This window comes from Prevotella sp. oral taxon 313 (assembly GCF_003043935.1).
In the GTDB taxonomy this organism is placed as follows: domain Bacteria; phylum Bacteroidota; class Bacteroidia; order Bacteroidales; family Bacteroidaceae; genus Prevotella; species Prevotella jejuni.
The window spans coordinates 1732504-1747186 of the sequence record NZ_PYXE01000001.1 but is presented as its reverse complement, the minus strand read 5'-3'; the positions used below and the strand labels follow the sequence as shown (position 1 = coordinate 1747186).

Genomic DNA, 14683 nt, shown 5'->3' with positions numbered 1-14683 from the left:
CATCCCCAACCAATGTGTTAATACTCGTCACTCATGGTGCTAACAGCTTTCACCATGAGTGATGCTGGTATACGCCCTCCGAGGTGCGGACAAGTAGTATTTTGTCCTATACTCACTACTCGTCGAGTCACCTGTAACCACCATGACTGTTGATGGCGTACTGCATACGAGAGGTGAGCAAAGAACGTTATACCCATTTGTTAGTAAATGAGACTTACACCTCTAAAAGTGAGTATTTCTTACTTGGTCATATTGATTATTAACTCTCCAAAGTCAATATAAAATTACCTGTATAACAGGGAACCCTCGCTGTTTTATATACTAACCAAATACTGTAAATATCATCCATCAACCTTTCATATAGAGCCTTCTACCACCCTTTATAATCTAAACATCACTCTATCAACTTTTAGGTAAAACTATTTTTCCTGTCATATCTGTCACATCTTATACACTCTTAACCAACTACTCATCAATAAGATACGACAAATATTAAATATAATCGCAACGTACATTTAAGCTAAATGTGGTATTATTCACAAGACAAATATGCTTATAAGGAGATTACCCAGACACATAACCATACTTACAGTACGCATAAAATCATGGTTGGGACATATATCATATAAACAAGATAGCGTAAAAGGTATCTCTAATAACTATACTTAAGCGTTTAAAGATAAAAAGGCCTGTCTCACGACAAGCCTATTTATAATACAAAAACATTATGAAATAATTTATTTCGCGAACAAGATTATCATTTAATAATTCTGGCTTATGTCGCACATTTACAGGTGCGACACTTGCGTTCACAGTACCGCTCGCACTGTACGCGAATGTCATAACCCAACATTGCACCAAGGATAAAATCCTCTTCGGGCGTTAGTTGGTTAAGAGGTTTGGTTATCATCAGCCGGATGGCATCAAGACACTCCTGTCGACCGAAGAATAGATTCATACGGTCACGACCCACCGGCTGTATGATATATGGGATATTCTGATGCTCAAGACGGAGCGTGGCGAATGACTCATACTTCTTATTACAAGTATATAAGACCATCTGTCGAACACCTTTCTTGTACTCGTAGATGTGATTCATCAGCACCTTCATATCGGCGGACATCATATCTGTCATCATAGTTATCCCTTTGTATGAATAATTATATTGTAAGTTATAAGGCCTTTACAATGCTGGTTTGATAGCTTCTAACCAAGCATCAATACGACCTTCAGTCTTATCATCTTCGTTTACGTCATCCAATGCAAGGCCAACGAACTTACCGTCAACAACAGCCTCACTATCATCAAAGGTATAACCGTCTGTTGAAACACCTGGAAGAATGTTAGCACCTTCAGCTGCATCATATATCTCCTTCATTGCGCTACAGAATGTATCTGAGTAGCTTTCGCTATCACCACAACCAAAGATAGCAACAGTCTTACCAGAGAGGTCAGCATTCTTCAGTACGTTAATACCATCATACCAATCATCCTGCAACTCACCTGCGCCCCAAGTAGACGACCCAAGGATAAGGTTATCATTCTCTGCTACTACATCAGCATTAAAGTCTGATACGTTAATAGCTTCAACTCCAAGTTTCTCAGCAATGGTATTTGCAATGCTTTCACATGTACCGGTTGATGAACCGTAAACAACAATTGTCTTCTTCATATTTCTTTTTACTAATTTAATTCATTATTTTCTTTACGCTTGCAAAGATACAATGAAATTATATTACGTGCAATACCTAAAAATGATGGTTTGTGCAAAATACCTACTTTTAGGGAGTCTTTAATTACATTTCATTAACTTCTTTCCATTTCTTATGTATATTCCTTTAGGTAGATTACTATCATCTGTACCCACATAGCGACCATCTAAGAGGAATATACGATTATCTGATGGTTCTTCCTTACGCTCAATAGCATTGATACCCAAAGCCTTTCTACGTAATACCTCCTGTAGTCCAGCCATAACATCAATCTGTCCATATCCATAAAGATTATTTGGATAGCTAAGTGATAAGTCATAATGCGTACATGTCTTGGCAAAGATATCCATGCAATCGGCGGTTGTCAATGTAGGATCAGCTTGTAACCAAAGAGCGATAGCACCTGTCACAACGGGCGCAGACATTGATGTTCCAGCATTAGCATTCCACGAATAGGTACGTCCATTATACTCGAAACGACGAATATCGCTCTTTAAGTCATTCTTTACAGACCCATCCTCTCTATGCGTATTACTAATATAGAAGGAGCTATACGACGATATGATGTTTTGTCCAGGAGCCATTACATCAGGCTTAATTCTCCCATCGAATGTAGGACCCATGGCTGAAAAAGGTGTGCGAACACCGTTCGTACCATTGTTATAGACCTTCTTTTCATTTAGATAGTTTATGAACTGAGTACGATATCCAGTTGCCCCAACAGAGATAACATCGGGCGAAGAGGATGGAGAGAAGACTGTTCTACTACAATCCCCAGCGTTTAGAGTAGGGTCAAGGACATCGGTAAACATCTCACCAGACGTACGATAAAGCTCAACATCAGCATCTCTACCCATGATTTGAAGCGAGACTTTTGGATTATCTCCCAACCTCTGCTTACAACTAAGCCGTAAGTCGTAAGCTGTTTCTTGGCGATTATAACTATTAGGGAAGGCGAGAACGCTCCATTTATACATCTTTCCATCCACGAGAACAGAGTCTGTGAGAAGTGAGTCCTTAGATGAACACACTCGCACCGTACTCACATCAACCGTTTTAGGAGACTCCACCTTATTATATATAGACACACGGAACATGAAAGGTTGACGAGACTTAGCTGTACAGCCAAAGCTCTTTGAATTACCACGCAAAAATGTTCCAGCACGTTCCTTATCAATACCTTTATGAATATAGGTGGTCTTCGCACCATCATTCCCAGCTGAAGAAACAATGATACGTCCAGGTCCTGTTAATCCAACAAGCAACTCGTAATATAATTGATCATCTCCTCGAAAGTCTTGCGGACTTCCCTCACTAAAATTGATGACACATGGCTGATGATGTTGGGTAGCATAATCAAATATATACTTAAAACCAAGTGCATCCGTAGCATAGGTGTACTTATAGTAATCCCTTGGTTCTATCAATCCGTAATTGTCTGCTGCATTATCAACAAAGACGAGGTCGGCCTCACAAGCTATCCCTCTATAAGGTGATAGCACACCATCCCCTTCAGCCCCACTACCCGCTGCAATACCAGCAGTATGCGTACCATGTGTTTGTGAAGTTCCATCCAAAGGGCATCCTAATCGCAGTAAACTTTCCTCACCAACATAGTCACGTCCAACAAAGAGGTTAGACCCTATAGTGTCTCGAGACAGTTGATCCCATAATGCTTTAATGCGATATCGACTCATATCAGACGTATAGAAGTTAGGATGCGTTAGGTCGAACCCAATATCTTGGACGCCTACAACGACCCCACGCCCAGTATATGACAGTGCTAACCCCGTCCCTCTATAGACTGGCTCGGCATTGACAACCAGTCGCGTCGTGTCCATCTGTATGCTACAACGCCTACCTGTTTCAATCTTACTCACTCGACGATGACAAGACAAAGCACCTAACTGACTGAGTGGAATGGCTGCAATACTAACATTCCCTACCCGTGCAAGTTCTTTACTTCCATATTTATGTAGTAGTTCGGCAGCATTTCCATCAATGCGCACAAAGGCTGTTAGCACTCTATCTTCTGAATAAGAGCGAGTGAGTTGCTTCGCTGTAAGCGAAGACACCATAGCCTCACGTACGAAAGGCGACATCTTGTCGTAACGTGGTCGCTGTGCGTTTAGACCGATAGCGAGGAAGAACAGAATAGAAAATAGATAATATCTCATTGACTGATATAGCGTTTTAATTACTTAATCAATATGTTTCTGCAAAGGAACAAAAAATAAATGGAGTATGCAAAGTTATTTAGAAAGACATAACCAACCCCATAACTATCTCTTCGTCCGGTGTCATGAATGAGACCTCTAACACATCACTCCACACAGGAAAAAGACTATCATAATCGTAAAAATATATTACATTATTTCAAACTAATTACCCTCAAAAAAGGAGTAAAAAGTCTTCTACAAACGAGTCTATAACCTTCAATAAATCAACCGATTATAAATAGCGTTGAAGAAGACGCCCCTCTTGCCCCAAGAAGGGCATGTTCAACACGCAAGAAGGGCATGTTCTTGAATGTAGTTAGGCCTCTTCTTGCCCCTTGAAGAGCATGTATTGGAATCGAGGGGAGCGAAAAATATTGACAAGAGGGAAAGGAGTTAAGAACTGAATAGGCGTGAATGGAGTTAAGACAACACTGTCTGCTTTATCTTCGTCTATGCTTGCCAATTCGTTAAGTGTATTCCCTGTCTAAGGCGGACAGGCATTGCCACAACTCATTCGGAGCGTTAACACAACACAAGCTGAGCCTCATCACTGCCAGAGAAGATAGGAAGAAAGGGAGCCAAACATGGTCAGTAAAATGAAAAATCATGCGATGACAACATCAAACTCACAGGGACTACTACTCAGAAAAACAGAGAGTATCCATCATAAAGTCATTTTCTCCTGATACTCTCGTGGTGTCATTCCAGTCTCTCGCTTGAAGTATTTGGAAAAGGCAGACGCGTTAGGGAAGTTCAAACGGTCTGCTATCTCATACCCCATAGCGTTATTTGTCTTTAAAAGTACTTTTGCCTCTTGAATAGTAGCACGATTAACCCAGTGCATAACACTCTTACCACTTGCCTTCTTGATGATAGCCGACAGATGATGGGGTGTCACATGCAATTGTTCAGCATAAAAGGGAATAGAGCGTTCATGCGTACAGTGACGATGCACGAGGCGCTTAAACTGCAAGAAAAGGTCGTGCGAACGTGATGTCGAACCACGTTTTGTATTCCCCTCTTCAAGGTCGTTTATGTATTGAATATCCGTAACCACTGATTGCAAAAGACTCTGTATGGTCTTAGTTCTATAGGGTTTAATCTGTAGAAAGTCCCATGCAAGATACACGATACGCATCAAACGGGCAAATTCACTTGGTGAGGTACTGACAACAATCTCGTCCATAATGTCCATGCCGTCCCCGAACACTATTGCAACAACACGTGCATCTTCTGATATTTCTTTAACTTCTACAATCGTATCTGTCGGCAAGAGCATGACAGAACCTTTCTCAACATGGCAGTCTTGAAGGTTAACACAAATATCAGCATGACCTTTCAACGCCAGTATCAATCGAGGTTCAACCATCTGATAAATCTTTCCCTCCAAGAGAAAACGAGTGTTTTGAAGATGTCCACCCATAACAAATACGATGTCATCGTTCATCAATATCTTTCCTTGTTCGGGTTGCTGATAGACTTCATCAAGGTCAATACTCTCCATAGAGAGCGCATTGATGTTCTTTACTTCCGCCATAATTGCCTTATTGTATGATTAGATTGCAAATTTAACATTATCTTTGTGAATACGAGGTGATATTATATAGAAATCGTACAATATGACAATTTATTCGGTGCAAAGCATTACCATTCTGTATCAGAATAAACTTATCTTTGTCAAATGAAAGTAATTAGACCATAAATGACAGGAAAGTATATGAGAATAAAGGTATTAATCCTCTCGCTGATTGCTTCGGCATCAGTTGTACAAGCACAGACTTTGGACGAGTGTCAGCGTGCTGCAGAGAAGCACTATCCCATTATCAAGCGTTATGACTTGATAGCTAAGACGACCGACTTAACGGTTAAGAACATTCAGAAAGGGTGGTTGCCACAGGTGACTGCAGCAGCCCAAGCTACTTATCAGAGCGCTGTTGCTGAATGGCCTGACCATCTGCAAAGTATGTTCCAGCAGGTAGGACTGAAGATGAAAGGTCTTAGGAAAGACCAATATAAGCTATCTATTGATGTACAGCAACCTATTTATGACGGTGGTGCTATCAGTGGTCAGCGTAAGATAGCCAGCCAGGAAGGAAAGGTGCAGGAGGCTGAGAATGAGGTAAACCTGTACCAAGTGCGACAGAGGGTCAATGAGTTATATTTCTCACTCTTGCTCCTTGACGAACAAATCAAACTCAATGATGATGTCAAAGCACTGCTACAATCGAGCGAGCAGAAACTCTCCGCCATGGTGAAAGGTGGTACGGCAGCAACAAGCGACTATGAGAACGTGAGGGCCGAACGGCTTAGCGCAGAGCAAGCAAACGAGAGTCTGAAAGCACAGAAACTGATGTTAAATAGGATATTAAGCGTCTTCTGTGGTATTGAAATTACTCATCTGCAGAAACCTCAAGCCCTTGACGCAGTTGTATCAACGAATACCCGACCAGAGATGAGGCTCTTTGATAATCAATTACGCCTTTCTGAAGTACAAGAAAAAGCCTTAGACGCACGATTGAAGCCACATTTAGGACTCTTTGCACAAGGCTTTTATGGTTATCCGGGACTCAATATGTTTGAGGATATGATGCAACATAAATGGAGTCTGAACGGCTTAGTGGGCGTAAAACTATCGTGGAACATCGGTGCACTCTATACTCATAAGAATGATAAAGCAAGACTGAGACTACAACGAGAACAAATAGAGAATGCACGAGAAGTATTCTTGTTTAACAACAGTATAGACGAGATACAACAGAAAGAGAATATCAATAGGTACCGCAAAATGATGCAGAACGACGACGAAATCATCAACTTGCGCACCCATATCCGTAAGGCAGCTGAATCGAAACTGGCTCATGGTATTATTGATGTAAATAGTTTGCTTAGAGAGATAAACAATGAGAATGCTGCCAAGGCACAGCAAGCTATACACGAGATTGACATGCTCAAAGAGATGTATAACTTAAAGTTCACCAACAACGAATAAAACAACTAAAGATATGAAAAAGCTTCTTTTAATAAGCCTCGGTGCTTTGATGATGGCATCATGTGCGAAAGACAAGAAAGACTATGACGCTACTGGGACATTTGAGGCTACTGAGGTAACTGTGTCGGCAGAGTCGACTGGACAGCTTGAGAACTTCAATGTGAGCGAAGGAGAGGTGTTGAATGGAGGTTTGACAGTGGGTCAGATTGATGCTCGACAACTCACTTTGAAACGTGAACAACTGACGAGTAGCAACGAACAACTTGCTGCCACACACGGACAATTAGCCGCTAACAAACGCCAGTTGGCTGCTAATCAGCTGGCAACGAGCAGCAAACAACTTGATTTGAAGAAGCAGGTAGCAGCTATCCGACAGCAGATTGCAAACCAGCAACGGGAGCGTCAACGCTTTGCAGAGCTTTTACAGGACGGAGCCGTCGCTCGGAAGCAAGTTGATGACATAGACTATCAGATACAGGTATTGCTGAAACAACTTGCTGCCACAGAAGAACAGATAAGCAGTCAGAACACTTCTTTGGCCGAACAGAACAAAGGGATTACGGCACAGATGGAGGGTATAGACGCACAACAGGCTGGTATCAATGCTCAACAGGCTGGAGTACGTACACAACAAGCCCAACTCGACGACCAAATAGCACACACCTTCGTACGGAGTCCGATTATAGGAACGGTCTTGGAGAAGTATGTTGAGGCTGGAGAGTATGTCCCTGTTGGTAAGCCACTCTTCAAGATTGCCGACACCAAGAAGATGTTTCTCCGTGCATACGTTACCTCCGAGCAATTGAAACGTGTGAAGATAGGACAGAAGGTAAAGGTCATGGCCGACTATGGGAAAGGTCAGAAGAAAACCTATAATGGCGTGGTCACCTGGATATCAAGCCGTTCAGAGTTTACGCCAAAGACCATTGTTACAGACGACGAAAGGGCCGACTTGGTGTATGCCATTAAGATACAATTCACGAACGATGGCTATGTGAAGATAGGTATGTACGGTGAGGTGAAGTTTTAACAATGCTGATGAACGCAATAGAAGTAAACCAAGTATCTAAGCGATACGGCAAAGTACAGGCATTACAAGACGTCAGCTTTTCTGTAAGGAAAGGTGAGCTCTTCGGTGTTATCGGCCCAGATGGTGCGGGAAAGACGTCACTCTATCGCATTCTCTGTTCTTTGCTCCTTCCTAACGAAGGCTCCGTAAGGGTTGAGGGGTATGATGTCATACAAGAAATGAAGGAGATAAGAAAGCGGGTTGGATATATGCCAGGGAAGTTCTCACTCTATCAAGACTTAACAGTAGAGGAGAACCTCCATTTCTTTGCGACGCTCTTTGGCACCACAGTTGAGGAGAACTACGATGCAATCAAGGCTATCTATTCGCAGATAGAACCCTTCAAAGACCGCAAGGCTGGGGCACTATCGGGTGGTATGAAGCAGAAGTTAGCCCTCTGCTGTGCTCTTGTTCATAAGCCGAGTGTTCTCTTCTTGGACGAGCCGACAACGGGTGTCGACCCTGTTAGCCGTAAGGAGTTATGGGACATACTCTCCCTACTGAAAAAGCGGGAGATAACCATCGTTGCCTCCACCCCTTATCTTGATGAGGTGAGACGCTGTGAACGGGTGGCTTTCCTATCGGAAGGCAAGATAAGAGGTATTGGTTCGCCAGAAAAGATACTCCATGAGTTTAGCGACATCTTTAGTCCTCCCAACCTTGAACATGATGAAAAGCATAATAACAACAAGGTGGGAAGCACAACAGAAAACGTTATTGAAGTGGAACATCTGGTAAAGGCTTTCGGCACTTTCCACGCTGTTGACGACATCTCCTTCACGGTGAGAAAGGGGGAAATCTTCGGTTTTCTTGGGGCCAACGGAGCTGGTAAGACTACAGCGATGCACATGCTCACAGGACTCAGCCAGCCCACAAGTGGGACGGGAAGGGTTGTGGGATACGACATCCGAACAGACTATGAGCAGATAAAGAAGCACATTGGCTATATGAGTCAGAAATTCTCTCTCTATGAAGACCTTACTGTGGCAGAGAATATCAGTCTGTTTGCTGGTATCTACGGAATGGACGATAAAGAGATTAAACACAAGACAGACGCTCTTCTCCAACGCCTGAATTTCTCGGAACATCGTGATAGCTTAGTGTCAAGCCTGCCCTTAGGTTGGAAACAGAAATTGGCCTTCTCGGTGAGTATCTTCCACTCTCCTGGTATCGTCTTCCTCGACGAACCGACAGGAGGAGTTGACCCTGCTACACGAAGACAGTTCTGGGAATTAATCTATGATGCCGCCCAGAGAGGTATAACGGTCTTTGTTACTACCCACTATATGGACGAGGCTGAATATTGCGACCGCCTCTCCATCATGGTTGATGGGAAGATTAAAGCCCTTGGAACACCCACGGAATTGAAACAGAAGTTCAATAAACCCGATATTGACCAGGTCTTTACCTACTTAGCTCGACAGGCGAAGAGAAGTTCAGACTAAGTCACATAAGATGCTACAAAAGACTCGCGAAGAATTTAGAAAATGTTCGCGAACAATCCACAAAAAGTTCGCGAATAATTTTGAGAAAGCTTAAGAGCTTTTGTGAAAAAGCTTAAGAGCTTTTCGTGGAAAGCTTAAGAGCTTTTGAGAAAATCGCTTAGAAGAGCATGACAACATGCAAAAAGGAAACCAACAAGCAATGAAACAATTTATATCATTCATTATCAAGGAAGCTAAACACATTGTTCGAGACAAACGAACAATGCTGATTCTCTTTGGAATGCCTATCATCATGATGCTTCTCTTTGGTTATGCCGTTAGGAATGACGTGCGGAATGTACGTACGGTGATAGTGATGAGTAATACTGATTACGTTACTCAGCAGGCTGTCGACCGCTTATCTGCATCGGAGTATTTCACGATAAAGCAGGTTGTTGCTACTCCCATAGAGGCCGAACAAGCTATCCGAGACCAAAAGGCCGACTTGGCTATCGTCTTTGGAAAGGACTATGCCAGCGGACATTCAGGCCTACAATTTATTGTTGATGGTGCCGACCCGAATATGGCGCAACAATGGACTCAATACGCCAATGCCGTCATTACGAATCCGAATAACGGCTTAGTAAACACGAAGCTATTGTATAACCCACAGATGAAGTCGGCTTACAATTTCGTTCCTGCTATCATGGGAACACTGTTGATGTTGGTGTGTGCCATGATGACTTCTATCTCTATTGTTCGTGAAAAAGAGAGGGGAACAATGGAGGTGCTGCTGGTATCGCCCGTTCGACCAATACTTATCGTCATCGCAAAGGTCATTCCTTACTTGGTACTTGCCTTCATCATCCTAATTGTCATCCTACTTATGGCAAACAGCCTACTCGGTGTTCCCTTGCAGGGGTCGGTGTTCTGGATATTCGTTATCTCTACTATCTATATCCTCTTAGCCCTCTCATTGGGCTTACTCGTCTCTAACATTGCCAAAACACAGTTAGTTGCTTTGTTGTTATCAGCAATGGTACTGCTCATGCCTATCGTGATGCTTTCTGGTATGTTCTTCCCTATTGAGTCAATGCCAAAGGTGTTGCAATACGTTTCGGCTATCATTCCGACACGTTATTATACCAGTGCTATGCGCAAACTAATGATTATGGGGGTGGGAGTAAGGCAAGTGATGCACGAGATGATAGTCTTAATCTGTATGCTCATCGGCCTGCTCGGACTATCGCTCGCCATGTTTAACAAACGATTAGAGTAATTTCATTATGATACTGAAATATCTTCTACGAAAGGAGTTTACACAGATTCGACGCAACCCGTTCCTCCCCCGCCTTATTGTTATGTTCCCCGTCATGATTATGTGTATCATGCCTTGGGTCATGAATATGGAGGTGAAGAATGTTGTTGTTGATGTAGTAGACAATGATAGGTCTACTCTTTCACAACAGTTGGTACATGAGATTGCAGCCAATAACTATTTCTCTTTCCACGGACAACAGCCTTCCTATACCGCAGCCCTCAATGATATCGAACATTCTGAGGCCGACATCGTTGTGGTGATACCCCAACATTATAGTCGTGACCTGACCTTGGGCAACAAGCCGCAAGTGCTCATTGCAGCCAATGCCGTTAACGGAACGAAGGGATCGATAGGGTCTGTTTACCTCTCACAGATGGTGACGGCCAATGCTGTCCCTACTTTGCAGGCGTTGCAAACGAACGTTTCTACGTTCTATCTCTTTAATAGACAGCTGAATTATAAGCGTTATATGATTCCCGCACTATTTGCGATAATAATGATGATGACAACAGGCTTTCTGCCAACATTGAATATTGTCGGGGAGAAAGAGGCTGGTACAATCGAACAGATCAATGTGACACCAGTAAATAAATGGACGTTTATACTTGCAAAGTTAATCCCTTATTGGCTGATAGCCTCCTTCGTTATCACTGTTTGTCTACTGTTGTCATGGGCTTTATACGACATTACTCCTGTGGGTAATGTGGCCCTTATCTATCTCTTAGCGATGTTGTTAGCCCTCTTCTTCTCGTCCTTCGGCTTGATAATATCCAACTACTCGGACACAATGCAGCAAGCCATACTTGTCATGTGGTTCTTTGTTGTGATACTCCTCTTGCTCTCTGGCCTCTTTACTCCTACTCGTTCAATGCCAGCTGCAGCTTATCTCACTACATACGCCAACCCAGTAAGCTACTTCATAGATGCGATGCGCACTGTATTCATTCGTGGTGGAAACTTAAAGAGCATCTTACATCAGGTCCTCGCACTCCTTGGCATCGGTCTTGTCATGGGTTGTTGGGCTGTACAAAGCTATAAGAAGAATCATTAGAATAGCTGTTTGAGTTATCATTAATTTCTCGGTATCTCATAAAGCTCTCCCCATATTCGTTTGTCTTTAACGGATAATGAAGTATTATTCAATGGTAAGAAAAGCCTTCTTTAACCATTTAATAGCATAGTACAAAAGCTCAGGACGTGTGGTGTTAGCGATTGAGAATAGCGATTAAAGCTATTTTTAGAGAGGCTTATACTAAACAATTATACTCGATATAAGGCAATAGGCGTGAGCTTTACATACTCATAAGTAATAAAGAAAACTATCGAAAAAAGGCTATGAACCAGTATGCTGATTCATAGCTTTCATTATTGTCTTATTTGACCCCTTCCCTTTTAGGAGAGAGGAAACAATTTACTTGTTAAGACCACGATTGTTCAGTGTCACATTGAGAAGCTTAACGTACTCACGATACTGACGGTCGTTCAAAATATAACGCATATAAGAAAGATCCTTCTTGATAGCATTCTGAATCTTAGACTCACGCTCAGAACCCTCAGCGACAGACGCATTCATCATCTCTGTAGCAAATGTGCGGTTGATGTCCTCAACAACGTCTACCTGGTCGAAGTCAAGGTTCAAAGCACGACTCAAAGCGTATGTACTAACATTGAACTTATATGCATTTGTGTTTGTAGTTGTGTTGTTGTTATCGTTCTCACCTGCTGCGAAAGCCAAAGTCATACTCATTACCGCTGCTACTGTCAATACAATCTTCTTCATGTTAATTATCCTTTCTTTCTTAATTAAAGCCTTTCAGAAAGACTTGTTATTATCTTATATTCTGTAATTAATGTCCTTATTACGAGTGCAAAGTTACAAGATTACTCGCATATAATATAACTATTCGTTACTTAAAGTTCGTTTTTATTTATATTTTTGACGCACGTCAATACGTTTGATTTATATCAGTAACAAAAAAGATAATTCTACCCTCCTCTTCCTAACAAACCATACTGAATAGCACAACGAAAAGGAAAAAACAGTAACTAAGCAGGTTTTATTCCATTTGAAATCATTACCTTTGCAGATATACATATTTAATAAGGAATAAAATAACAGTAATGGAGAATAACAAACATCGTTTTGTAGTAGTCAGCTACAAACTATATTGCAATGTAAATGGTGAGGAGAAACTCTTCGAAGAAACAGATGATATGAAGCCTATGGAGCTTTATACGGGTTGCGACTTGTCCTTACCCGCTTTTGAGCAGGAGATTGTTAAGTTTGAGGAAGATGCTGATTTTGAGTTCACACTCACAAAGGCAGAGGCCTACGGAGAGCATGATGCCAGCAGTGTTATAGACTTTAACAAAGAAACCTTCTCAGCTAATGGAGTCTTCGATGCCGAAAACATCTATAAAGGAGCCGTCGTTCCTTTGCAGAACGAAGAAGGTCAACGCTTCTTAGGTACGGTCTTGGATATAGATGACGATAAGGTTACTATCGACCTCAACCACCCTCTTGCAGGCAAAGACCTTATTTTCCGTGGCCATGTCTACGAGAATCGTAAGGCAAGCGAAGAGGAAGTAAAAGACTTCTTCGAGAAGTTGAAGCAGCATCACTGCGGTGGTGGATGTGGCGGAGGTTGCGGTAGCGACTGCGGAAGTGGCTGTGGCTGCGGAGGTCATGAGGAAGGCGAAGAAAGCTGCTGTGGCTGTCATTAAGAATTACGCACCCTTTCCTATTCGTCATTAACAATGCTATAGGAAAAGAGCAAGGTCTGATAAGAGAAAATAAACAACATGTTTCTCTTATTAGACATCCCATTCCACGATAATCATTCATAGACTCTTTGATATGAATACATTCGGAAAACTCTTCACACTAACCACCTTTGGGGAAAGCCATGGGGCTGCTGTGGGTGGTATAGTAGATGGTATGCCAGCAGGTATTACCATTGACACAGACTTTATCCAACGTGAACTGGCACGTCGCCGACCGGGACAAAGCCATATCACAACGGATAGGAAAGAAGCAGACCAGGTAGAACTGCTAAGCGGTGTGTTTGAGGGAAAATCAACAGGTGCGCCTATTGGCTTTCTTGTCCGTAATACTAATCACCATTCAAAGGACTATGATAACATCCGTGACATCTTCCGTCCATCTCATGCGGACTATACTTATTACACGAAGTATGGTATTCGTGACTACCGAGGAGGGGGGCGTTCTTCAGCACGTATCACCCTTTCACGTGTCGTAGCAGGGGCGTTGGCCAAACTTGTATTGCGCCAGCAGGGTATCAGCATCTATGCTTATACATCACAGGTGGGCGACATCAAACTTGAAAGAGACTATCATAAATATGATTTAAGTATTATCGAGTCGAATCCAGTTCGCTGTCCCGACCCTCTCAAAGCAAGAGAGATGGAAGTGCTCATCAGCCAAGTGAAGCATGAAGGCGATACGATTGGTGGGGTTATCTCATGTGTTATCAAAGGATGCCCAGTGGGCTTAGGCGAGCCTGAGTTTGGTAAGCTCCATGCACAATTAGGTGCTGCGATGCTTAGCATCAATGCTGTGAAGGGTTTTGAATATGGTGAAGGCTTTGCTGGATCGGCATGGCGAGGTAGCCAGCAAAACGACACTTTCCTCCCTACCAACGATAGTATGCATCACCCAATATGCAATGTTGAGACCAACCATAGCGGTGGCATACAAGGTGGCATCAGTAACGGAGAGGACATCTACTTCCGTGTTGCGTTCAAGCCTGTCGCTACCTTACTCATGGAACAGCAAACAGTAACGATGGAGGGGGAAGCGATTACGATGGATGTACATGGTCGACACGATCCTTGTGTCCTACCTCGTGCTGTCCCTATCGTCGAGGCAATGGCTGCGATGACAATACTTGACGCCCTGTTAATAAGCAAGACTAACAGACTTTAGATA

General features: G+C 42.7%; 13 protein-coding genes. 7 read left to right on the top strand and 6 right to left on the bottom strand.

Going from position 1 to position 14683, the window contains the following annotated elements:
* Nucleotides 1–17 precede the first annotated feature (17 nt).
* From AXF23_RS15820 to AXF23_RS06840, 5 genes are all read right to left on the bottom strand, one after another.
* On the bottom strand, nt 18–197 hold the full coding sequence (locus AXF23_RS15820; RefSeq protein ID WP_146156731.1) for a hypothetical protein: 180 nt from the start codon (nt 195–197) through the stop codon (nt 18–20).
* A 578-nt stretch (nt 198–775) separates the two neighbouring features.
* Entirely contained in the window at nt 776–1135 is a 360-nt protein-coding gene (locus tag AXF23_RS06855) for a DUF2023 family protein (RefSeq protein ID WP_176414839.1), read from the bottom strand.
* 48 nt (nt 1136–1183) lie between these two features.
* Complete coding sequence (gene fldA / locus AXF23_RS06850; protein WP_009012932.1) at nt 1184–1672, bottom strand: flavodoxin FldA; 489 nt, start codon at nt 1670–1672, stop codon at nt 1184–1186.
* Between the two features lie 120 nt (nt 1673–1792).
* Entirely contained in the window at nt 1793–3889 is a 2097-nt protein-coding gene (locus AXF23_RS06845; RefSeq protein ID WP_107624777.1) for a S8 family serine peptidase, read from the bottom strand.
* 706 nt (nt 3890–4595) lie between these two features.
* A complete protein-coding gene (locus tag AXF23_RS06840) occupies nt 4596–5468 on the bottom strand; it encodes a helix-turn-helix domain-containing protein (protein ID WP_107624776.1) in 873 nt (290 codons plus the stop codon).
* Between the two features lie 180 nt (nt 5469–5648).
* Between AXF23_RS06840 and AXF23_RS06835 the strand changes: the two genes are divergently transcribed.
* From AXF23_RS06835 to AXF23_RS06815, 5 genes are all read left to right on the top strand, one after another.
* A complete protein-coding gene (locus tag AXF23_RS06835) occupies nt 5649–6920 on the top strand; it encodes a TolC family protein (protein WP_107625821.1) in 1272 nt (423 codons plus the stop codon).
* 13 nt (nt 6921–6933) lie between these two features.
* Nucleotides 6934–7950 carry an HlyD family secretion protein gene (locus tag AXF23_RS06830; RefSeq protein WP_107624775.1) on the top strand — a complete coding sequence of 339 codons (1017 nt, stop codon included), beginning with the start codon at nt 6934–6936 and terminating at the stop codon, nt 7948–7950.
* 8 nt (nt 7951–7958) lie between these two features.
* Complete coding sequence (locus AXF23_RS06825) at nt 7959–9434, top strand: ATP-binding cassette domain-containing protein (protein WP_107624774.1); 1476 nt, start codon at nt 7959–7961, stop codon at nt 9432–9434.
* A gap of 199 nt (nt 9435–9633) precedes the next feature.
* Nucleotides 9634–10692 (top strand): ABC transporter permease, encoded by a 1059-nt coding sequence (locus tag AXF23_RS06820; RefSeq protein ID WP_107625820.1) that lies wholly within the window; start codon nt 9634–9636, stop codon nt 10690–10692.
* A gap of 7 nt (nt 10693–10699) precedes the next feature.
* A complete protein-coding gene (locus tag AXF23_RS06815; protein WP_107624773.1) occupies nt 10700–11785 on the top strand; it encodes an ABC transporter permease in 1086 nt (361 codons plus the stop codon).
* A gap of 360 nt (nt 11786–12145) precedes the next feature.
* Here the strand turns inward: AXF23_RS06815 and AXF23_RS06810 are convergent, their stop codons facing one another.
* Nucleotides 12146–12514: a hypothetical protein gene (locus AXF23_RS06810; RefSeq protein WP_199222169.1), complete on the bottom strand. Its 369-nt coding sequence runs from the start codon at nt 12512–12514 to the stop codon at nt 12146–12148.
* 341 nt (nt 12515–12855) lie between these two features.
* Here AXF23_RS06810 and AXF23_RS06805 point away from each other — a divergent pair, with 341 nt between their 5' ends.
* Nucleotides 12856–13458 (top strand): FKBP-type peptidyl-prolyl cis-trans isomerase, encoded by a 603-nt coding sequence (locus AXF23_RS06805; RefSeq protein WP_107624771.1) that lies wholly within the window; start codon nt 12856–12858, stop codon nt 13456–13458.
* Nucleotides 13459–13591: 133 nt separating this feature from the next.
* The gene (gene aroC, locus AXF23_RS06800; protein ID WP_107624770.1) at nt 13592–14680 is read left to right on the top strand and encodes a chorismate synthase; all 1089 of its coding nucleotides are present in this window, start codon (nt 13592–13594) and stop codon (nt 14678–14680) included.
* The last annotated feature ends 3 nt before the right edge of the window (nt 14681–14683 follow it).